17 protein-coding genes and 1 tRNA gene are annotated in these 20687 nt (G+C 59.6%); 11 read left to right on the plus strand and 7 right to left on the minus strand.

Annotation, left to right across the window (positions count from 1 at the left end; genetic code table 11):
• Window positions 1–45 precede the first annotated feature (45 nt).
• The 5 genes from GC131_04780 to GC131_04800 all read left to right on the plus strand — a co-directional run bounded on the left by GC131_04780 (window position 46) and on the right by GC131_04800 (window position 5011).
• A complete protein-coding gene (locus tag GC131_04780) occupies window positions 46–2310 on the plus strand; it encodes an NADP-dependent malic enzyme (protein ID MBI1273381.1) in 2265 nt (754 codons plus the stop codon).
• A 129-nt stretch (window positions 2311–2439) separates the two neighbouring features.
• Window positions 2440–3270: a hypothetical protein gene (locus tag GC131_04785; protein ID MBI1273382.1), complete on the plus strand. Its 831-nt coding sequence runs from the start codon at window positions 2440–2442 to the stop codon at window positions 3268–3270.
• Between the two features lie 42 nt (window positions 3271–3312).
• Window positions 3313–3663, plus strand: a complete 351-nt coding sequence (locus GC131_04790) for a cupredoxin domain-containing protein (GenBank protein ID MBI1273383.1) — start codon at window positions 3313–3315, stop codon at window positions 3661–3663.
• Window positions 3664–3819: 156 nt separating this feature from the next.
• Window positions 3820–4155, plus strand: a complete 336-nt coding sequence (locus GC131_04795; protein MBI1273384.1) for a cupredoxin domain-containing protein — start codon at window positions 3820–3822, stop codon at window positions 4153–4155.
• A gap of 25 nt (window positions 4156–4180) precedes the next feature.
• Window positions 4181–5011, plus strand: a complete 831-nt coding sequence (locus GC131_04800; GenBank protein ID MBI1273385.1) for an iron permease — start codon at window positions 4181–4183, stop codon at window positions 5009–5011.
• A 3-nt stretch (window positions 5012–5014) separates the two neighbouring features.
• Here the strand turns inward: GC131_04800 and obgE are convergent, their stop codons facing one another.
• From obgE to GC131_04815, 3 genes are all read right to left on the minus strand, one after another.
• Entirely contained in the window at window positions 5015–6154 is a 1140-nt protein-coding gene (gene obgE / locus GC131_04805) for a GTPase ObgE (GenBank protein MBI1273386.1), read from the minus strand.
• 37 nt (window positions 6155–6191) lie between these two features.
• Window positions 6192–7214, minus strand: coding sequence for a hypothetical protein (locus tag GC131_04810; protein MBI1273387.1), 1023 nt, complete (start codon window positions 7212–7214; stop codon window positions 6192–6194).
• A gap of 150 nt (window positions 7215–7364) precedes the next feature.
• Window positions 7365–7439, minus strand: a tRNA-Val gene (locus GC131_04815).
• Between the two features lie 285 nt (window positions 7440–7724).
• On the opposite strand from GC131_04815, the gene GC131_04820 reads away from it, so the two are divergent.
• Window positions 7725–8417, plus strand: a complete 693-nt coding sequence (locus tag GC131_04820; protein ID MBI1273388.1) for a uracil-DNA glycosylase — start codon at window positions 7725–7727, stop codon at window positions 8415–8417.
• A gap of 35 nt (window positions 8418–8452) precedes the next feature.
• Here the strand turns inward: GC131_04820 and GC131_04825 are convergent, their stop codons facing one another.
• Complete coding sequence (locus GC131_04825; protein ID MBI1273389.1) at window positions 8453–9778, minus strand: hypothetical protein; 1326 nt, start codon at window positions 9776–9778, stop codon at window positions 8453–8455.
• Window positions 9779–10258: 480 nt separating this feature from the next.
• Here GC131_04825 and GC131_04830 point away from each other — a divergent pair, with 480 nt between their 5' ends.
• From GC131_04830 to GC131_04845, 4 genes are all read left to right on the plus strand, one after another.
• Window positions 10259–12211: a 1-deoxy-D-xylulose-5-phosphate synthase gene (locus tag GC131_04830; protein MBI1273390.1), complete on the plus strand. Its 1953-nt coding sequence runs from the start codon at window positions 10259–10261 to the stop codon at window positions 12209–12211.
• Between the two features lie 105 nt (window positions 12212–12316).
• Complete coding sequence (locus GC131_04835; GenBank protein MBI1273391.1) at window positions 12317–13009, plus strand: organic solvent ABC transporter; 693 nt, start codon at window positions 12317–12319, stop codon at window positions 13007–13009.
• An 87-nt stretch (window positions 13010–13096) separates the two neighbouring features.
• Window positions 13097–15691 carry a glycosyltransferase gene (locus GC131_04840; GenBank protein MBI1273392.1) on the plus strand — a complete coding sequence of 865 codons (2595 nt, stop codon included), beginning with the start codon at window positions 13097–13099 and terminating at the stop codon, window positions 15689–15691.
• Complete coding sequence (locus GC131_04845; GenBank protein MBI1273393.1) at window positions 15681–16349, plus strand: hypothetical protein; 669 nt, start codon at window positions 15681–15683, stop codon at window positions 16347–16349. Before GC131_04840 ends, GC131_04845 begins: the two co-directional genes overlap by 11 nt.
• Here GC131_04845 and GC131_04850 read toward each other — a convergent pair whose 3' ends face one another.
• Genes GC131_04850 through GC131_04860 form a run of 3 tightly spaced genes read right to left on the minus strand, consistent with a single transcriptional unit; the run spans window position 16350 to window position 18983 of the window.
• Window positions 16350–16847 (minus strand): hypothetical protein, encoded by a 498-nt coding sequence (locus tag GC131_04850; GenBank protein ID MBI1273394.1) that lies wholly within the window; start codon window positions 16845–16847, stop codon window positions 16350–16352.
• A gap of 36 nt (window positions 16848–16883) precedes the next feature.
• Window positions 16884–18200: a DUF21 domain-containing protein gene (locus tag GC131_04855; GenBank protein MBI1273395.1), complete on the minus strand. Its 1317-nt coding sequence runs from the start codon at window positions 18198–18200 to the stop codon at window positions 16884–16886.
• An 18-nt stretch (window positions 18201–18218) separates the two neighbouring features.
• Window positions 18219–18983 carry an exopolysaccharide biosynthesis protein gene (locus GC131_04860; GenBank protein ID MBI1273396.1) on the minus strand — a complete coding sequence of 255 codons (765 nt, stop codon included), beginning with the start codon at window positions 18981–18983 and terminating at the stop codon, window positions 18219–18221.
• Between GC131_04860 and GC131_04865 the strand changes: the two genes are divergently transcribed.
• A complete protein-coding gene (locus tag GC131_04865) occupies window positions 18943–20685 on the plus strand; it encodes a tetratricopeptide repeat protein (GenBank protein ID MBI1273397.1) in 1743 nt (580 codons plus the stop codon). The genes GC131_04860 and GC131_04865 overlap by 41 nt on opposite strands.
• Window positions 20686–20687 lie beyond the last annotated feature (2 nt).

Below are 20687 nucleotides of genomic sequence, written 5' to 3' on the forward strand. Positions count from 1 at the left end.
CCCGTGCTACAACCCCCGCAATAAAGCAATAAACCAGGATCGAAAATGTCAGAATCAGGAAAGCTTGTCACCGACGAAGAAGCCCTTGCGATGCACGCCAGCGGGCGCCCGGGCAAGCTTGAGATCAAGGCCACCAAGCCGCTGACCACGCAACGCGATCTTGCGCTCGCTTATTCGCCCGGCGTGGCCGCGCCGTGCCTGCGCATCAATGCCGACCCCGCCACCGCCTATGATTATACCGCGCGCGGCAACATCGTCGCCGTGATATCGAACGGCACCGCCGTGCTCGGGCTCGGCGACCTGGGTGCGCTTGCTTCCAAACCGGTGATGGAAGGCAAGGCGGTTCTGTTCAAACGCTTTGCCGACGTGGATGGCATTGATATCGAGGTTGATACCCGCGACGTAGAGGAATTTATCAACTGCGTGCGCTATCTCGGCCCTTCGTTCGGCGGCATCAATCTTGAAGATATCAAGGCGCCCGATTGTTTCATCATCGAACAGCGCTTGCGCGAAATCATGGACATCCCGGTGTTCCATGACGACCAGCACGGCACCGCCATCATCGCCGGCGCGGGGCTGATCAACGCGCTCGATGTCACGGGCAGAACCATGAAGAACACGCGCATGGTCGTGAACGGCGCCGGCGCATCGGCCATCGCCTGCGTCGAACTTTTCAAGACGCTCGGCATCCCGCACGAAAACGTGATCATGTGCGACACCAAGGGCGTGATCTATCAAGGCCGCACCGAGGGCATGAATCAGTGGAAATCGGCGCACGCCGTACCCACCAAGCTGCGCACACTGGAAGAGGCGTTGAAGGGCGCCGATGTGTTTGTGGGGCTTTCGGTCAAAGGCGCGGTGACGAAGGAAATGGTCAAGGGCATGGCCAAGAAGCCGATCATCTTCGCCATGGCCAACCCGGACCCCGAAATCACGCCCGAACAGGTGCGCGAAGTGCGCAATGACGCGATTGTCGCGACCGGCCGTTCGGACTACCCCAACCAGATCAACAACGTGCTTGGCTTCCCCTATATCTTCCGCGGCGCGCTGGACGTGCGCGCCAGCACGATCAACGATGCGATGAAGACCGCCGCTTCGAAAGCGCTTGCGGCACTCGCGCGCGAAGATATCCCGGACGAGGTTTCAGCCGCCTATGGCGGTCGCAAATTGCGCTACGGGCCGGAATACCTGATCCCCGTGCCGTTCGATCCGCGCCTTGTTTCGCGCATCCCTTCGGCCGTGGCCGAAGCGGCGATGAAGAGCGGCGTGGCCCGCAAGCCCGTTGTGCTTGAAGAATACCAGCGCGAGCTGCGGCTACGGCTTGACCCGACTGCCGACAGCCTCGAGCTGATTTTCGAGCGCGTGCGCAAGAACCCGGGCCGCGTGGTGTTCGCCGAAGGCGAAGACGAGCGCGCGATCCGTGCCGCCATCCAGTACCGCGATTCCGGCTACGGCACGCCCGTGCTGATCGGACGCGAAGAAGTCATCCGCGAACAGCTTGCAACGCTGAACATCGCGATCGATACACCGCTCGAGATTCATAATGCCCGGCTTTCCAAGCTTAACCAGCGCTTCACCGATTACGTGTATGAACGGCTGCGCCGCCGCGGCTACCTGTTGCGCGATTGCCAGCGCATGATCAACCAGAACCGGAACGTCTTCGCCGCCGTGATGGTTGCGACGGGCGAAGCGGACGCGGTGGTGACCGGCCTGACGCGCAATTTCGCCGTTTGCTACGACGATATCCGCAACGCGATCGATACCGCGCCTGCCGCCTGCGCCTTTGGGCTTTCGATCGCGCTCATGCCATCGCACACCGTCTTTATTGCCGACACGGTCGTGAACGCGGAACCGGACGGCGCATTGCTGGCCGATATCGCGGTACAATCCGCCACATGGGCCAAGCGCATGGGTCATGAACCGCGCGTTGCTTTTCTTTCGTACGGCAATTTCGGCCAACCCAAGCGCAAGGTACCCGAAGCGATTGGCGCCGCACTGAGCTTGCTGGACGAACGCAAGGTGGATTTTGAATATGAGGGCGAATTCTCTGCCGATGTCGCGCTCGATCATGCCCTGATGCAGCGTTTGTACCCGTTCAGCCGCCTTTCCGGCCCCGCCAACATCCTGATCATGCCCGATCTGGTTTCAGCCAGCATCAGTTCGCGCATGCTGCGCAAGCTGGGCGGCGGCACCATGATCGGCCCCGTGCTGAACGGGCTGGAAAAACCCGCGCAGGTTGTGCCCATGGGCGCGACGGTTTCCGATATCGTGACCGCCGCCGTTCTGGCCGCTTATCAATCCGTAAAGTAACTTTCCGTGCGCCGTTGGTTAACGGCACCTTGTAATCATTGGGCTTTGTTGCAAAATGGTTGTCTATTGGCTATGCTGGTTATTACTATTTTTATTTAACTAGTTGATGAATAGTGGTACTTTTAACGAATGGGCACGGGTGCAGAGGCTTATGGCGATCTCATGCACGCTTCTCTAGCGGGAGGCAAAACAGACGCACACCCATATTCAAACACAGCCCCATGCCATCCGAACATCACAAGCCATCTGCGCCGCACGCGCGAGGCAATTACCGGACGCGAGGAGCTTACGGTCGGCAGCCTGTTCGACATACTGCCGCTGCAAACCGGGATCCAGCTTCTGACCATTATCCTCGGCACTATCGCTTTCTTCGTGCAATTCCCGGGCGTGGGCCAATTAGCCGGCGGCATTTTGCTGGCGCTTTTCTGGGCAGCCTTCAGGGGGCAGAAAGGTTTGCCGAAATCCATCAGGAACAAAAAATTGCCGGTGGAAACCACTGTTGCCGTTCTGCAAAAACTGGAAGACTTTTTCTCGATTTTCGAAAAAGGGCCGGGCGAAGAGCGCGCCGGACCCGGCAAACGCGTTTTTTATAATGACAAGCTGCTTGATGCGTTCTCAATCCTCATGGCGGCGGGCATCCTTGTGCCTGTTCCCGGCACGGCGCTCGCCTGTTCGCTGCCGCTCGTGCTGGTGGCGACCGGCCGTTTGTGGAAAAACAACGCGCTTATAACTGTCGGGCTCGCCAGCCTGCCTTTCACGGGCTTTGCCGCCTATCACCTGACCAGTATGCTGTTCGCCGCAGCGACCGGCCCGGCCGGAATGTTCTTTGCCGCCGCAGCAGCCGGCCTGACGGGCTATTACTTATGGAACCGAAGCCGCAAGCAAACCGCACCCACAGCGCCACGCAGCGGCAGGCGCCCGGCAGCCACAAGCACACTTGCAGTTGCCGCGCTTTCGTAACGGCGGCTGACCCGGCTATATTCCTGTGATAGGCTTGCGCCCATGACCCGCCAGACAGCGCGGCACGCGACGCGCCGCATAATCATCCTGATCCTGCTTGCACTGAGCGCGCCGCCTGCCCGCGCCGACGTGCCGGGCATGACGATCGCGCTGCGCAACCACGAATTCGTGCCCGCCGTGATCGAAGTGCCCGCGGGCGTGGCTATCGCCTTGCATATCGTGAACGAAGACACGCTGCCGGAAAAATTCCGCAGCCATGAAATGGACCGCGAGCTTGTCGTGCCCGGCAACAGTGTCGGCACACTGGTGATCGGGCCATTGCGGCGAGGGGTTTATATGTTTTTCGGCGAATATCACGCCAAGACCGCGCAGGGTAAAATATTCGCGCGCTAATAACCGCGCATCAGAATAAAATTCATATTTTTCAATATATTAGACGGCAACATCCTAATATTGATATTAAGAACAATTCTCATTATTTGCTTGCCGCTAAGAATAGTTCTTATTATATTCACGGCCTGCTCTCATCTGCTGGGAAAGAACACATCCATGACACGCTTTGCTTCCGCTTTTCTGCTTGGCCTTTTCGCGCTTGCTGCACCGGCCGCGCATGCCGAAACGCCGACCTTCACCCTCACCATCAAGGACCATAAGTTCGAGCCAGCCACGCCTGAAGTTCCGGCTGGCGAAAAGGTCAAACTCAGCATCGTCAACAACGACCCGACGGCCGAGGAATTCGAAAGCCACAAGCTGAACCGCGAGAAGGTCATCCCCGGCAACAGCACGGGCACGGTTTTTATCGGCCCGCTCGAGCCCGGCAGCTATCCTTTCGTTGGCGAGTTCAACGAAGATACGGCCAAGGGCACGATTATTGCAAAACAATAAAAACCGTTCGGGGAGTTCTTGAAGAATGTTTGCTGCGGGCCTGATTGTTTTTCGCGAAGTGCTTGAAGCTGCGCTGATCATCAGCGTGGTGATGGCGGCGACGCGTGGCGTGGCCATGCGCGGGCGCTGGGTGCTTGGCGGCATATGCGGCGGCGTGGCGGGCGCCGGGCTGGTCGCATTGCTGGCGCGCGCCATCGCGGGCATGGCCGAAGGCACCGGGCAGGAGCTTATGAACGCCGGCATCCTGTTCACCGCCGTCGGGCTTTTGACATGGCATATCGTATGGATGAACAGCCACGGGCGCGAGCTTGCGGCAAAGATCAAATCCATCGGCCACGAGGTAAGCATCGGCACGCGGCATCTTTCGGTGCTGGCTGTCGTGGTCGGGCTTGCGCTGATGCGCGAGGGGGCCGAGATCGTGTTGCTGCTGCAAGGTCTTGCGTTTAACAGCACACCGCTTGAGATTGCCGGCAGCCTTGCGGGCGGCATCGTCGCCGGTTCGGCGGCGGGCTGGATGATATATGCGGGCTTCAGCCTGATCCCCACGGGGCGCATGTTCACCATGACAAATTGGCTTTTGCTGCTTATCGCGGCCGGCATGGCGGCGCGCGGCGCTAATTTCCTCGTGCAGGCGGATGTTCTGCCGGCGCTCGGCGATACCGTTTGGGATACGAGCCATATTCTGGCCGAGAACAGCGCACTGGGCGAATTGCTGGCCACGCTGGTAGGCTATATCGCGCGCCCGAGCGGCATCCAGATCCTGTTTTATGCGATGACGGTTGGCGTGATTATCGCGCTTGCGCGCGGCGTTCGCCGCAAAATCGCCGGTACAGCCAGTTTGATAGCCGCCGAATAGCCCCTAGTTTTTTTTACGCCGCACGACAGGCTTCTTTTTCGTTCTTCCTGCCACTTTGCGCGGCTTGGCCCCGGCAAGCTTTGGTTTGGGCGCCTTCGTCTTACCCGCCTTCATCTTCACTGCGCGACGGCGCGGCGTTCCTTCCGGCTTGCGGATCAGGTTCCACAGCACGCGCAGCAATTCCGGCACGCCGGTGCGCGCGACCGCCGAAATGTCATAAACCCTTTTCTTGCTCGCGCGCGCCAGCGCAGCTTTTTTCTTTTTTATTTCGGCTGGCGTCAGCGCATCGCACTTATTGAGCGCGATTATTTCCCGCTTCGCCGCAAGCCCGTGGCCGTAGGCCTTGAGTTCGCGCCGGATCACGCGGTAAGCATCCGCAACATCATCGGCCGTGCCATCAACCAGGTGCAGCAGCACGCGCGTACGTTCGACATGGCCAAGGAAACGATCGCCAAGCCCCTGCCCCGCATGCGCGCCTTCGATCAGGCCGGGAATGTCGGCGAGCACAAATTCGAGCGCGTCATCGCCTTGCCCGGTACGCACGACGCCCAGATTGGGCGCAAGCGTTGTAAAGGGGTAATCGGCGATCTTCGGCCGCGCGGCGGTGCAAGACGCGAGGAAGGTGGATTTGCCGGCGTTGGGAAGCCCCACAAGCCCGGCATCGGCGATCAGCTTGAGCCGCAGCCAGATCGTTGCCGCCGTGCCCGGCCAGCCGGGGGTAAATTTGCGCGGCGCCTGATTGGTGGCGGATTTGTAATGCATGTTGCCGAAACCGCCGTCGCCGCCCTTGTACAGGATAAGGCGCTGGCCCACCTCCGTCATGTCGGCGATCACGGTTTCCTGGTCTTCTTCGAGTACCTGCGTGCCAACCGGCACACGCAGCACCAGATCAGCACCATCCTGCCCGGTGCGGTGACGGCCCATGCCGTGCAGGCCATTCTTGGCTTCGAAATGCTGTTTGTAGCGATAATCGATCAACGTGTTCAGGTTATTGGCGGCTTCCACCACCACATCGCCGCCACGACCGCCATTGCCGCCATCGGGCCCGCCGAAGGCAACGAACTTTTCACGGCGGAAGCTGACGCTACCGGGACCGCCATTGCCGCTTCTGACATGGATGCGCGCGAGATCAAGGAATTTCATGGGCCAGCTTCTACCACGGGGCCGGGCGACGAGTAAGCTATTTCCGCATTGCGTAGAAGCGATAGAATTTCATGCCCTTTTCAAAGGCCATATAGCGGGTGGCCCACATATCAACCTCGGCGACGATCAGTTTCTTGGTTTCCATCTCTATTTCCTTCTTCTTGGTCACAAAGCGAAGGAAATAGGCAAGCGACTTCTTGATCGTCTTCATATATTCGCGGGTGCGGTCATCGTTTACACGTACATCGAACCCGGCCTTGGCCCAGAAGTTTTGCAAACCGTCATAGGAAAGCGGCTGCGGCTTTTGCGGATCGCGCGCGAGCCAATCAGCCACCGCCGGCCTTTCGCGGATCGAATCTTCGACAACGTAATCGGTCCAGGAAAGCTGGCCGCGCGGTTTCATGCTGTCGCGCAGGGCTTGCGCGAAGGCTTGCTTGTCGGGCAGCGCGAAGAACAATTCGCGCATCACCACGCAATCATAGGAAAGTTTGGTGGGCGTGAATTCGTTCGGGTTATAAACGGAAACCGGCGCATAATTCCGCATCCCCATCATGCGCGATATTTCCATGCCGGCTTCCGCCAGTTTTTCGTCAGGCTCCAGCCCATCGGAATAGCCTTTGAACTCGGCCGATATAAGACGCCCCGTACCGCCGAAACCGGCATGGAGATCGAGCACGTTCATTTCCCGGTCGAGCGCGAAGGGGCGGGTAAGCGTGACCGCAAGGTTCTTGCCTTCGGGCAAATGCCAATCATTGCCCCAAAGCTGCTGGACGATGCTGACGCGGTCCGCCTGCCACGCGGTTGTGCTGGGCGCCGGCGCGGTGCCGCCCTGGGCACGCATTTCGGCCCGGCGCTGCGCCAGCCTTTTTTGTATCTCGGACTGATTGTTTTGCTTGGCCGCCGGCTTCTTGGCAGCAGACTGCTTGGCAGCAGGTTTGGCCGGCGCTTTGTTGCCGCCGCCAAAAAGCAAGGACGTAAGTTTACCTATCATGCCGTAATCGCTCTGAGCCTTGATGCGGAATGCGCGGCTTGTCGGATGAGTCAACCCCCCGGCAGGCATGAAGAAAACCTGCAGCGGCCTATGGCCTTTATACTGCCCTCTGGGCCAATGAATGCAAGATTTTTTTCAAGACTGCCAAGGGGCTAGGCCCTTCGCGCCGCGGCCCCATAAGCCACGTAACGCGCGACAAAAATCATGCGGCTGGAAAGATGGTGGGTGTAACAGGGATTGAACCTGTGACCCCTACCATGTCAAGGTAGTGCTCTCCCGCTGAGCTATACACCCATCTTCATCACAGAGGCAGCGATCTACCATCTTGCGGGCCTGTCTTGCAACCCGGCTTGATAGGCTTCACAGTGATTGCGCCCCGCAGGCCGAAAAAAAGCCGCGCCCGTAAGGGCGCGGCCAGGTTCAGGGAGAAAACGCCTGCAAACAGGCATTTACGGATACAATCAGGGACGATATGTGCCCGTAACTTGAATCTTAGGTGCAATGCAGCATGTTGGCAAGTCTGATATATAAGCTTATGAAATACATGGAAACTTCAATAGAAATACTGCTTTCTTGTCTATGCGAGACTCGGGAATTTATTGCAGCGCAAAAGATTTGCCCCGCGCCGGTGTTACCCAGCCCATGAAAACAGCCGCCCTGCGCCTTTTCGAAACGCCTGAAAGCCCGGAACAGGCCACCAGCCTGCCCTTTGCCGACTATGCTTACCCGCAAAACAAGGCGCTATGGTCCGGGCTCGTGCTGGTCGGTGAAGCGCCGGGCGCGGAAGAAGCGCGCACGGGCCGGCCGTTTGTCGGTCGCAGCGGACAATTGCTGGACAAAGCCTTGCACGAAGCCGGGATCGACCGCGCGCGCGCCATCATCGCCAATGTTTTTCGCCGTCAGCCGCCGGGCAACAAGATCGATCATTTTTTTGCGTCACGCCGCGCCGCGTTGCGGGGCGGCGTGACGCTCGCGGAAGAATATGGAAAGTTCGCGGGGAAGTTTTGCCGCGCGGATTTTGCGGCAGATATCGCGCATCTGCAATCCATGTTGCGGCAATGGAAGCCGCGCGCGATTATCGCGCTCGGCCGCACGCCGTTATGGGCGCTGACGGGACTGGACGGGTTGATGCAGCATGCCGGCACGGCGCACCCATGCAGGCTTTACGACGGCGCGGAGGTAACACCAACTTTCCACCCCAGCTTCATTTTGCGCGGCAACTGGAAGCTACAAGGTGATTGGGTTGCCCATATGCGAAGGGCGCAGGCCTGAGGCCCGCGCCCTTGCTTTAGTTTATCAGCGAACCGCTAGTCTTCGCAGCTGACCTCGACCGAGGTGCCCGTGCCCCAGCGGTGCATATTCTCGTTCGCGAAATGCCGCACGCTTTGCGGGAACACCGATTGCAGCGGGATGCTTGTTCCCTTAAACAGGCCGGTAAAGTTCTTGCTGATCGCAGAATCGACCAGCGCGCCGCTATATGTACGCATACCGCGCCATATCGGGTTGTTGATCAAAGCCGGGCCCTTCATGTTCACTATAAGGCCGCCCTTATAGTTGTTGCTGGCCCAGATTTTCAACCGCGCCTTCGGCCCGATGGCAATGCCGTCGAACGTGTACGCGGTGGCGTTGGCGAAGAAGCTGTAGGATAGCGCCGTGGTGCCTTCGCCCACCATGTTATCGGCCGCAAGGCCGAGATGCGGCGAGGGATCATAGGCGCGCTGGAACCAGTACGGATCGACGTAATCCGACATCAGCAGGCCCGACACGTGCACGAAGCAATCCGTTGTCGGCGGCTTGAAGCCTTCACACTGGCCGACCAGATGCTTGTCCGCCACGCGGGTCTGGCCGGTGGGCTTGGTCTTGCCGTCCCAGCACAGCATTTCGTTTTCCTGAGTGCCTTCGTAATGGCAGCTCTGCGATGTGCCGGCTTCGTAGTAGCTGCCCGCACCGGCCCACCACTTGGTGCCGTGCGGCTTGTCGGGCGGGCACGGCTTGGGGGCGATGTAATCCGGCGCCTTACACTGCGAATCATCGCCCTTCTGGTCCAGGCTGGTTGCCCACACGCCGTTGGTGCAGTTCGCACTCAGCGTCAGCGTCTCGGTCCAGCTGCAATTGTTGCAGGTCGTGGTGCCGTCCCAGTGCGTGGTGCACAGGGTTTTGTGCATCACATAATCTTTTTGCAGACCTTGCCCCGAAGACACGCTCTGCTGCAGTTGGTTGGCGCCGCTGCTGCGGCCGAACCCGAGATTGGCCACGACCGTGCGGCCATCCGACAGCGTGCCCATGGTCACGGTTTGCGACGGGCAGCATTTGTTGGCGATGACGCCGGGCGGCAGATGTTCGAGGAAGGCGTGCCATTCATCGACCGTTTTATAGGGCACGAAGTATTCTTTATCAGACCCGTTATCGAGCCAGTAACATTCGCCATGCGGCTGCAAGACCGTGTTGGCGGACTTTTGGTTCAGCCGGGCGCAGGCGGAATTGAGCATGCTGACGCCGCAGACATTCGGAATATCGGGGTTTTCATAGGGAACCGGGGGCACATCGACTGTTTCCGTGCCGCCAATCGCGAAGACCGGGGCGGCCCAGAGCGCAAGCAACGCCGCACAACAGATGGTCAGGACATGTTTCATAGCCTTCACGCCCCAATAAATTGGTCTTATCGCGTAATTATCTCCCTACAAATTATGGGATTCCGGTTAAGAAACGCCTAATTCTGGTCACCACAATCAATTATTAACTAACCAAATCCTTAACCGGCCATTCAAACATTAAGATTGGTCAATTTAGCCCTATAGCCATGATGAGTTCTTTTGTTTTCAATGCCTTTGCCCGGTTACCGGGCATGCAGGGCAGTTAACCAAAACAATGATTTTTCAATGCAACAACCGGGCATTTTCTTAGTCGCAACTATTTCATTTGCTTGCTTTTTGGCCTCCGAAACGGGTATTCATTTCGGTTCATGCCGATGGGTTAAGAACTGTTAGCCGACAACCCGGAGGCGATAAAAAATTCCTAAAAGATCAGGGAGCAGCCGCGTGACCACAGCACCACGTTCCAACCGCGATGAAGTTACCGCAGTCAAAACCGCGTGCGAAGTCGAAGCCGCTGACGTGAAGACGCAAGGCACCGGCCGCCCGGCGACCCCCCTGCTTGATACCGTCCCGACCCCCGACAAGCTGCGCAAGCTCAAGCCGGAACAGATGCGCCAGATCGCCGACGAAGTCCGGCTCGAGACCATTGATGCCGTCTCCCATACGGGCGGCCATTTGGGCGCGGGGCTCGGCGTTGTCGAATTGACGGTCGCACTGCATTACTGCTTCGACACGCCCGAAGATATCGTTATCTGGGACGTCGGGCATCAGGCCTACCCGCATAAGATTTTGACCGGCCGCCGCGACCGGATCCGCACCCTGCGTCAGGGCGGCGGGCTGAGCGGCTTCACCAAGCGCAGCGAAAGCGAATACGATCCGTTCGGCGCCGCGCACAGCTCAACCTCCATTTCCTCCGCACTCGGCTTTGCGGTCGGCCGCGACTTCAGCAAGAAGAAAAACAACGTGATCGCGGTGATCGGCGATGGTTCGATCAGCGCCGGCATGGCCTATGAGGCGCTGAACAACGCGGGCGACATGAATTCGCGCCTCATCGTCATCCTTAACGACAATAACATGTCGATCGCGCCGCCGACGGGCGCCATGAGCGGCTATCTTTCCCGCCTCGTGTCATCGAAGGAATATCGCAACATCCGCCATATGGCGAAGGAGTTTGCGGGCCTGTTCCCGCGCCCGCTGCGCGAAGCCGCGCGCAAGGCGGAACACTATGCCCGCGGCATGGTGACGGGCGGCACATTGTTCGAAGAGCTCGGGTTCTATTATGTCGGCCCGATCGACGGCCACAATCTTGATCACCTGCTGCCGGTTCTGGAAAACGTTCGCGACGATCCGCAGGGCGGCCCGGTTCTGATCCATGTTGTGACGGAAAAGGGCCACGGCTATGCGCCGGCCGAAAGTTCCGCCGACAAGCTGCATGCCGTGACCAAGGGCTTCAACATCGTCACCGGCAAGAACCCGAAGCCGAGCAAGCCTTCGGCGCCGACCTACACCAAGATCTTCGCGAACGCGCTGATCAAGGAAGCGGAAAAGGACAAACGCGTTTGCGCGATCACCGCCGCCATGCCTTCGGGCACCGGCATCGATATTTTCGGTGAACGCTTCCCCGAACGCACGTTCGATGTGGGCATTGCCGAACAGCATGCGGTGACGTTCGCCGCCGGGCTTGCCTGCGAAGGCTATAAGCCGTTCGCGACCATCTATTCCACCTTCCTGCAACGCGCCTACGACCAGGTCGTGCACGACGTTGCAATCCAGAAGTTGCCGGTCCGCTTCATGATGGATCGCGCAGGCCTGGTCGGCAATGACGGCCAGACCCATGCGGGTTCGTTCGATCTCGCCTATCTTGGCTGTCTGCCGGGCATGGTAATCATGGCGGCGGGCGACGAAGCCGAGCTGGTTCATATGGTGGCCACCGCCACCGCGATCGACGATGCGCCTTCGGCCGTGCGCTACCCGCGCGGCGAAGGCCTTGGCGTCGCCATCCCCGAAGAAGGACAGGTTCTGCCGATCGGCAAGGGCCGCATTCTGCGCGAAGGCAGCAAGATCGCGATCCTGAACCTTGGCGCGCGCCTTGGCGAATGCATCAAGGCGGCGGACGAGCTTGAGGCGCGCGGGCTCAGCACCACGCTGGCCGATGCGCGTTTTGCCAAGCCGCTTGATCTCGATCTCGTCAAACGCCTTGCGCTCGAACATGAAGTGCTGATCACGATCGAGGAAGGCTCGATCGGCGGTTTCGGCGCACATGTGTTGCACCACCTTGCGGTGATGGGCGTGCTCGATCACGGCATCAAGATCCGGCCCATGGTCCTGCCCGACATCTTCCAGAACCATGATTCGCCGATCAAGCAGTATGATGAAGCGAAGCTGAACGCGCCGCACATCGTCGCCACGGCCATGGATGCACTTGGCATGCAAAAGGAAGCCGCAACGCTTTTGGCGACGGCGACGGCCTAAGCCCCGTGGGCGTAACAAAACGTAATATCTGCGGCACAGTTTTGCCGCAATCGACTGGCATTTAATGGGACGGGGAAGACCCCCGGCCATGAGGGAGCGTACATAATGAGCAAACTGTTCACAGTCATCCTTGCAACCATGCTGCTGGCAACGTTGCCGGCCATGGCCGCGACCGAAATGAACGGCAAGGACGACAAGACCGCCGGCATCACCACGCCGCGCGCCGACAAGGCTGCGCCGGCGGCCGACAAGAAATCCGCCACGGAAGCGAGCGCGATCGTCAGCGCATTCTATGAGAAGTTGCAGGCCGTCATGGAACAGGGCGACAAGCTCGGTTTCGAAGGCCGCTATGAACAGTTGAAGCCTGTGGTCGAGAAAGCGTTCGACCTTCAGCAGATGACCCGCTTCGCCGTCGGCCCTTCATGGAACAAGGTCACGGCCGAGGAACAGGGCAAGCTGGTCGATGCCTTTTCCGCTTTCAGCGTGGCCAATTACGCAACCCGCTTCAAGGCCTATCATGGCGAACAGTTTCTTGTGGGCGGCGAACATGAAGCCCATGGCGGCGGCCTGATTGTGCAAACCACCCTGCTGCCCAAGAATGACGGCCCCGTGATGTTGAACTACCTGATGCGCAAGGACGAAAAGGGCAAATGGCGTATCACCGACGTTTACCTTGACGCCACCATCAGCGAGCTGGCGACGCGCCGCGCCGAGTTCAGCTCGATCGTCAGCCGCGAGGGCGTTGATACGCTGATCAGCACGCTGGGCAAGAAAACCCAGGCGATGCGCGAGTCATAAGGCCGCCGCCGCGCTTTTGCCACTTTCCTGATGCATGGCTGGCCGGCACGCTATAATGCTGCACCGCTCAATGCATCCTGATTTTCCATGACCTTCCGCATCGCCGCCATCACGGCACTTGTTGTGCTTGTAAATTTCGCGCTCTGGTCGCTGGTGAACCCCGGCACGCCCGAACGGCCATGGGCCGGGCAGATCAACGGGCTTTCCTATAACCCGTACCGCGACGGCGGCAACCCGCAAAACGGCGATTGGGCCGGCGCGAGCCAGATCGACCGGGATATGCAGATCCTTGCCGGCCATGTGGGAAGCGTACGCACATACAGCAGCACGCAGGGCATGGAAGCCGTGCCGGTGCTGGCGACCAAATATAACATTGATGTCGTGATGGGCGCGTGGGTCGATAGCATCCCGGCAACCAACGAACGCGAAATCGCGAACCTTATCAACGCCGTCCACAATAACGCCAACATCAAGCGCGCGATCGTCGGCAACGAAGCGGTTCTGCGCGACGATATCGGCATCGAAGACCTGATCGGCCTGATCGAGCGCGTCAAGCGGCAAGTTAGCATCCCGGTTTCAACCGCCGAGCCGTGGCATGTGTGGTTAAAACACCCGGAGCTTGCCGATGCGGTCGATTACATCGTGATCCATACACTGCCTTACTGGGAAGGCATCAATATCGACGAAGCCGTGCCTTACGTAATGGCGCGCTACGAAGATGTGCAGCAGGCTTTTCCGGGCAAGCATGTCGTGATCGGCGAAGTCGGCTGGCCGAGCGAAGGGCAATGGGTCAAGGCGGCCGAACCTTCGCGCATCAATCAGGCCAAGTTCATCCGCACTTTCTTGAACACCGCCACCGAAAAGCAGATCGATTATTCGGTTGTCGAAGCCTTCGACCAGCCGTGGAAGCGCCGGATCGAAGGCACGGTCGGATCGCATTGGGGTATTTGGGACCGCAACGGCCACACCAAGTTTCCCATGAGCGGCGAGATCGTGGAGGAGAGCAACTGGCAGTTTTCCTGCCTGATCGCGACCCTGCTCGCGCTCGGCCCCATGCTGTGGTTTTTGCGCCGCCAAAGGGCGCTTAAACCCGCCGGGCAGGCTTTTTATGCCGGGCTGATCATGGCGGTCGCGTCCGTGCTTGTGTGGGCGGCGCAGGCGGCAATGGCCGAACACATCATCAGCGCCAATTCGCTTGCGTGGGTCGGACTGGTGGCGGCGCAGATCGTGCTGCTCGCGGTTCTGCTGGTGGACGGTTTCGAGCTGACCGAAGTTGTGTGGTCGAACCGCTGGCGGCGGCATTTCGAACCGCACGACTGGCAGCCGCCGCCGGACGCGCCCAAGGTTTCGATCCATGTGCCTTGCTACAACGAGCCGCCGCAAATGGTCATTGAGACGCTGAATGCGCTTGCGGCGCTCGATTATCCGAATTTCGAGGTTCTGGTGATCGACAACAACACCCGCGACGAGGCGATCTGGAAACCGCTGGAAGACCATTGCGCCGCGCTTGGGCCGCGTTTCCGTTTCTTCCATTTGCCGCAATGGCCGGGCTATAAGGCGGGCGCGCTGAACTTCGCGCTTTCGCAAACGGCGGATGATGCCGCCATCATCGGCGTGATCGACAGCGATTACATCGTTTCGCCCGATTGGCTGCGCGCCACCGTGCCGTATTTCGAGAAGCCCGATGTGGGATTTGTCCAAGCGCCGCAGGATTACCGCGACTGGCCGGGCGACCGTTTCAAAACCATGTGCCATTGGGAATATGCGGGCTTCTTCCATATCGGCATGGTGCAACGGAACGAACGCAACGCCATCATCCAGCACGGCACCATGACACTTATCCGCCGCGCCGCGCTGCTGCAGGTAGGCGGCTGGGCCGAATGGTGCATTTGCGAGGACGCCGAGCTTGGCCTGCGTATGTTCGAGGCCGGGCATGAGGCCGTTTATCTCAATCATTCCTTCGGCAAAGGGCTGATCCCTGATGGCTTTGCCGCCTATAAAACCCAGCGTTTCCGCTGGGCCTACGGGGCCGTGCAAATCGTGAAGCGGCATATGCGCAGCCTTATGCCGGGCGGGCAAGAGCTTACCACCGGCCAGCGCTATCACTTCGTTTCCGGCTGGCTGCCGTGGTTCGCCGACGCTGCGCACATTGTCTTCGCGGTGGCGGCGGTTTTCTGGTCGGCGCTTCTGATGCTCGGCTGGGTTGAATTTCCGCCTTCGGTGTTTCTTGTGCCGACGCTGAGCGTGTTTTTGTTCAAGGTTGTCGCGGGTCTCTGGCTATACAGCGAGCGCATAAAATGCCCTTGGAAAGACAGGCTCGGCGCCGCAATCGCCGGCATGGCGCTGACCCACGCGGTCGGCCGCGCCGTATGGCAAGGGCTTTTCACATCGAACAAACCGTTCTTCCGCACACCGAAATGCCGGGACAAACCCGCGATCATGCAGGGCCTTTTGATGGCGCGCGAGGAAATCATCCTGCTCGCACTGCTGCTAAGCGGGATCACGGCCGTGCTGGCCGGCTATGGGTTGCAAAATCACAGCGCCGTGCTGTGGGCATGCATGATGCTCGTGCAATCACTGCCTTACTGGGCGGCGCTGTACACATCGATGGTCAACGCGCTGCCGCATTTCCGCGCGACAACGCCGCCGGGCGGTGATACGCTTGCGACGCATGCCGCCTGAAAAACAAATATCCCAACTGTGGGACCTGCCGCTGCGCCTGTTTCACTGGCTGCTTGTCGCGCTTGTGATCGCCGCTTATGTCACCGCGCTTCTGGAAATGACGGGCTTGCACATGGCGCTTGGACAGATCACGCTTGCGCTGCTTCTATTCCGTATTTTGTGGGGTTTTTTCGGCAGCGAGACCGCACGTTTTTCCGGTTTCGTGCGCGGCTGGCGTGCCGTTCTGGCCTATGCTTCCGGGCTTTTTTCGCGCCGCGCAACGCCGCACCGCGGCCACAACCCCATGGGTGGCTGGGCCGTGCTGGCCATGCTGTTGGCGTTGTTTGCGCAAACGGGATCGGGCCTTTTCAGCAACGACGACATATTTTCGGAAGGGCCGCTTGCGCATCTTGTGAGCAAGGAAGCGAGCCACACGGCCACCGGCGTGCACGAATTCAACTTCTATTTTATTCTGCTGCCGCTTCTGGGCCTGCATATCGCGGCGGTGCTTTTCTATCTATTGTGGAAAAAGCACAATCTGATCACGCCGATGATCACGGGACGCGATAAAGCCTTGAGCGGCACGGTCGGGCAGATGTCGCGCGGGCGCATAATGGCGCGCGCAGCCTTGTGCCTCGCGGTTGCCGCAGGCACGGTTATCGCGCTTACGAAACTCTAGTCAATCTCTGTATGTCTGGTGGCAAGCCTTGCAGGTCGCGACCGTAGCTTTGATCTGATCAGGCAGCGCCTTGATATCATTCGCATCCGCTATTGCCTGTATTTTGGCAACTTCGGCTTTGAACGCATTCTGCGCCTTTACGAAGCCTTCCGGATCTTCCCAGACTTTCTTGCTCGCGGTCGTGCGCTCGGCGCCCTGATCGGTACCTGCACCGAAGGCCTGCCAGGGCATATCGGCCAGCGCCGTCATGGCGCCGGCGTGGAAGGTAAGGTCTTGGTCGTACACGCCGGGGTTTTGGGCAATCACACTAAGTGCGCCAAAATGGGCACCGATGGCGCTGAGCACCTGTTTGCGGTAGCGGATCGCAACATCCGGGCTGATTTGCGCAGCCACGCCGCCGGCCACCATGACGACGGCCATCACGACACCTGTCATAAGAAGAAAACGCCGCATGCAGAACCTCCCTTTACCCGGTAGCCTATCAGCATAACCGATCATAGTGGCGGAAAAATGGTAAAATAATCCGGCCCGCCCTTATTTGCCCGGCCCGTCTTCCGGCAAGGACGGAGCGGGTACAATCAGCACCTTATCGACACGGCGGTTGTCCATATCCATAACCTCGAACCGCGCGCCCTGCCATTCAAAATGGTCGCCTTCCGTGGGGATACGCCCCAGCTGCGCCAGCATAAAGCCGGCGAGCGTATGGTAATCACCCCCGGCGATCATCAGCCCGCGCAGGCCGGTGCCGGACTCCACTTCGTCGATCGGCATCAGGCCGTCTATCAGCCAGCTGCCATCTTCGCGCTGCACAGGCTTGGTATCGTCATTCTGTTGCCCGGTTTCCGGCATTTCACCGGCGATGCCGGAGAGAATATCGGTCACCGTCACCATACCTTCGACCGTGCCGTATTCGTCGATCACGATTGCCTGATGCTGGCCGGATTTCTTGAACTGATCGAGCAGATCCATCACCGGCGTGGTATCGGGCACGATCAGCGCCTTGCGCTGCACCGCCGCGATATCGAGTGGCTTGCCCGCTAGCATAAGATTGAGCAGATCCTTGGTATAGACGACGCCCGTGACTTCCTTCAGATCCCCGCGCGCGACCGGGAAACGGCTATAACCGCTGCCGGAGACCAGCTTGCGTACTTCTTCGGGCGATTCGTCGATGCCGAGCCAGACCATATCGATGCGCGGGGTCATAACGCTGCGCACCGAACGGTCGGCAAGCCGCATCACGCCTTCGAGCATCTGTTTTTCGGCCTGCGCGAACACGCCAAGCTGTGCGCCTTCGGTGATCAGTTGCTTGACCTCTTCTTCCGTGACCGCCCTTGTCTGGTCACCGCCAAGGCCGATCAGATGCAAGCACCAATCGGTCGAGGCCTTGAGCAGCCAGACCACCGGCCGCGTCACGGTCGCGAACACCAGAAGGAAGGGCGCGAGCCGCGCCGCGATAATTTCGGCCCGTGCGACGCCAATACGCTTGGGCACCAGCTCACCGATAAACAGTGTGAAATAGGAAACGCAGGCAACCACGATTGTCATGGCCAAGGAGCCGCCGTTTGGCGCGATCCAGGCAAAGCCATCGAGCCAGATGCCAAGCTCTTCCGCAAAGGTCGCGCCGCTGAAGGTGCCGGTCCCTATGCTAACGACCGTCATCGCCGTCTGGATGGTGGAAAGAAACAGGCTTGGATCCTGCAGCAGCTTCAGCGCCTGCCGGGCGCCGGGATAGCGGTCATCCGCCATTTGCTGCAGCAAGGCGCGGCGCGATGTAAAAACCGCCAGTTCCGCCATGGCAAAGAAGCCGTTCAACAGAATCAGCAACCCGACAATGATGTATTCCCAATGCACGCAGCGCTTATCCTTCGGTCAGGGCATGAAGTACAGCAAGGCCTTCATGATAGAGCCATAGAACAACGTAGCATAGACCATAGAAGCAATGCCCGCCAGCAGCCCGCCGATGATGCAGAAGCCGTCACGTTCAATGAGGCCGATCCCGATCAGGGTCAGCCCCAGCGCGGGCATGAAATTGCCGAACAAAACGGGCAACATAAGCACCAGCGTGACAATGATGCACAGCGCGCCAAGGAAATGCTTGGCATAACGCCCCGTCAGCAACATCCAGCGCGGACGGAACAACCGTTCGACCTTGTTCAGATAGGGCGCCGCCTTGCCCACCACAGTCTGGAAGCTGCTGCGCTTGAATTCAATGCGGCCAAGAAACTTCGGCACCCACGGGCGATTGAAGCCGAGCATCATCTGCATCGCCAGCAAAAAAATGGGAAACCCGAGCACGGTCGAAACGCCGGGTATGCCGCCGAGGATCAGGTTCGGCAGCGCAAAAATGATGATCGTGACGCCGTGCGCGCGCGGCCCGAGCGCGGAGAGAAATTCAGCCAGCGTGAAGCGTTCGTTCTTCACTTCGGCGATATAGTCTTCCAGCAACGCCGAAATAGTGCGTCGGTGCCGCGGCCTTATCTCTATAGGCAAGTTGCTCTGATTCATTGTATGTATAAGATCACCATGCTTTGTGACAGGGGTATGGCATGCAATGAGGTAAAAATCCAGTTGGTTAAGAGCCTGTTTGTTGGGAATGATGGCCGAGCCAAAGCGCGAACGATTTAACGAGATCATGCAGCATTACCGCGCCGGGGCGCTGCCCGAGGCGGCCGAGGCGGTAAGGCAGGCGCTTACGGTTTCGCCAAGCGATCTCAATTTCCTTCATCTTGACGGCATGATCGCGGCCGCGCGCGGCGACCACGGCCGGGCGGTCATGCAGTACCGGCTGGCGCTGGCGCAGCGCGGCGATTGGGCCGAGGCACGTTTCAATCTTGCGCTCAGCCTCATTGCCCAAAAACAGTATGACGAGGCCGAACGGACGCTCTCGGCCCTGACCAAGCTGCAACCGCAGATTGCGCAGTTCCACGAAACGCTGGCGCGCACGCAGCAAATGAGGGGCGACATACCCGCCGCCATCGCAGCGCTTACAGAAGCCGTAAAACTTGTGCCCGCCAACAACGAATGGCAGGGCTGGCTCGCGCTATTGCGCCGCCAGATATGCGATTTCACTGAGCCGCCCGAAACCGTGCAGCTTCCGCCCGCCGCCGCGATCGTGCTGTGCGACGACCCGGATGCACAGCGCGCAGGCGCCGAGAATTACGCGGCACAAAAATTTTCATCCATCAAGCCGATGCCGCCACGCAGCCCCGCGGCGGGGGAACGCATCCGCATAGGCTATATTTCTTCCGACCTGCATGCGCACGCAACTTCCTACCTTCTGGCCGGGCTGTTTGCGTTGCACGACCGCAGCAAGTTCGAGGTTTTCGTTTATAGCTACGGCATTGATGACGGTTCCGATATCCGCCAGCGCATCAAAGATACGACCGAACATTTCACCGATGTAAGCGCCCTGCGCGCCGCGCAAGTGGCGACGCAGATCAGGAAAGACGGGATCGATATTTTGATCGACCTGAAAGGCTATACGCGCGGCGGGCGGCTCGATATCCTCGCCTGCCGTCCCGCGCCGGTACAGATGCACTGGCTTGGCTTCCCCGGCACGCTGGGCGCAGGGTTTATCGATTATTTTATAGCCGACGCCGTGACGATCCCGCCCGAAAACGCCGGCCACTTCCGCGAACAAATCATCCGCCTGCCCGGCAGCTACCAGATCAACGACGATGCCCGCCCGCGCCCCGAAGCGCAGCCGCGCACCGCGTACGGATTGCCGGAAAACGCGCTCGTGCTCGGCAGCTTCAACCAGACCTATAAAACCACGCCGGAAATTTTCGGCCTTTGGATGGAAATCCTGAACGAACTGCCGGACGCCGTGTTGTGGCTGTACGAATCCAGCCCCCACAGCACCCGGCAACTGCAGCCGATGATGCAAGCCGCCGGGATCGACCCCGACCGCATCGTGACCGCGTGCATGGCGGAGCAGGCCGAGCATCTGGCGCGCTACCACCATGTCGATATCGCGCTCGATACCTTTCCGGTCGGCGGCCACACAACCACCAGCGATGCGCTGTGGATGGGCGTCCCCACCGTTACGCTGGCGGGCCGAACCTTCGTTTCGCGCGTCGCGGCCAGCTTGCTGACCGCCGCCGGGCTGCCCGAGCTGGTATGCGGCGATATCGCGCAGTATCACAAAACCATACTTTGGCTGGCCCGCGACGCAGCGGAGCGGCAGCGCATCTGTGCGCATCTGTCGGGCAAGCGCGACGTATTGCCGTTGTTCGATACGCCGCGCTTTGTGCACGGGCTGGAGCGGGGGCTGGAAACCGCATGGCGGCGCGCGCTGGATGGCAAGCCGCCGGAAACATTTGACGTGCCCGCCTGATG

Source organism: Alphaproteobacteria bacterium, from assembly GCA_016124955.1.
GTDB lineage: Bacteria > Pseudomonadota > Alphaproteobacteria > UBA9219 > RFNS01 > RI-461.

Coding starts and splice junctions, on each gene's coding strand:
- obgE (MBI1273386.1), bottom strand. CDS start 6,154: ATGAAATTCCTTGATCTCGCGCGCATCCATGTCAGAAGCGGCAATGGC.
- GC131_04800 (MBI1273385.1), top strand. CDS start 4,181: ATGTTTGCTGCGGGCCTGATTGTTTTTCGCGAAGTGCTTGAAGCTGCG.
- GC131_04780 (MBI1273381.1), top strand. CDS start 46: ATGTCAGAATCAGGAAAGCTTGTCACCGACGAAGAAGCCCTTGCGATG.
- GC131_04825 (MBI1273389.1), bottom strand. CDS start 9,778: ATGAAACATGTCCTGACCATCTGTTGTGCGGCGTTGCTTGCGCTCTGG.
- GC131_04845 (MBI1273393.1), top strand. CDS start 15,681: ATGCCGCCTGAAAAACAAATATCCCAACTGTGGGACCTGCCGCTGCGC.
- GC131_04860 (MBI1273396.1), bottom strand. CDS start 18,983: ATGATCTCGTTAAATCGTTCGCGCTTTGGCTCGGCCATCATTCCCAAC.
- GC131_04820 (MBI1273388.1), top strand. CDS start 7,725: ATGCGAGACTCGGGAATTTATTGCAGCGCAAAAGATTTGCCCCGCGCC.
- GC131_04785 (MBI1273382.1), top strand. CDS start 2,440: ATGGGCACGGGTGCAGAGGCTTATGGCGATCTCATGCACGCTTCTCTA.
- GC131_04865 (MBI1273397.1), top strand. CDS start 18,943: ATGATGGCCGAGCCAAAGCGCGAACGATTTAACGAGATCATGCAGCAT.
- GC131_04790 (MBI1273383.1), top strand. CDS start 3,313: ATGACCCGCCAGACAGCGCGGCACGCGACGCGCCGCATAATCATCCTG.
- GC131_04810 (MBI1273387.1), bottom strand. CDS start 7,214: ATGCCTGCCGGGGGGTTGACTCATCCGACAAGCCGCGCATTCCGCATC.
- GC131_04850 (MBI1273394.1), bottom strand. CDS start 16,847: ATGATCGGTTATGCTGATAGGCTACCGGGTAAAGGGAGGTTCTGCATG.
- GC131_04835 (MBI1273391.1), top strand. CDS start 12,317: ATGAGCAAACTGTTCACAGTCATCCTTGCAACCATGCTGCTGGCAACG.
- GC131_04840 (MBI1273392.1), top strand. CDS start 13,097: ATGACCTTCCGCATCGCCGCCATCACGGCACTTGTTGTGCTTGTAAAT.
- GC131_04795 (MBI1273384.1), top strand. CDS start 3,820: ATGACACGCTTTGCTTCCGCTTTTCTGCTTGGCCTTTTCGCGCTTGCT.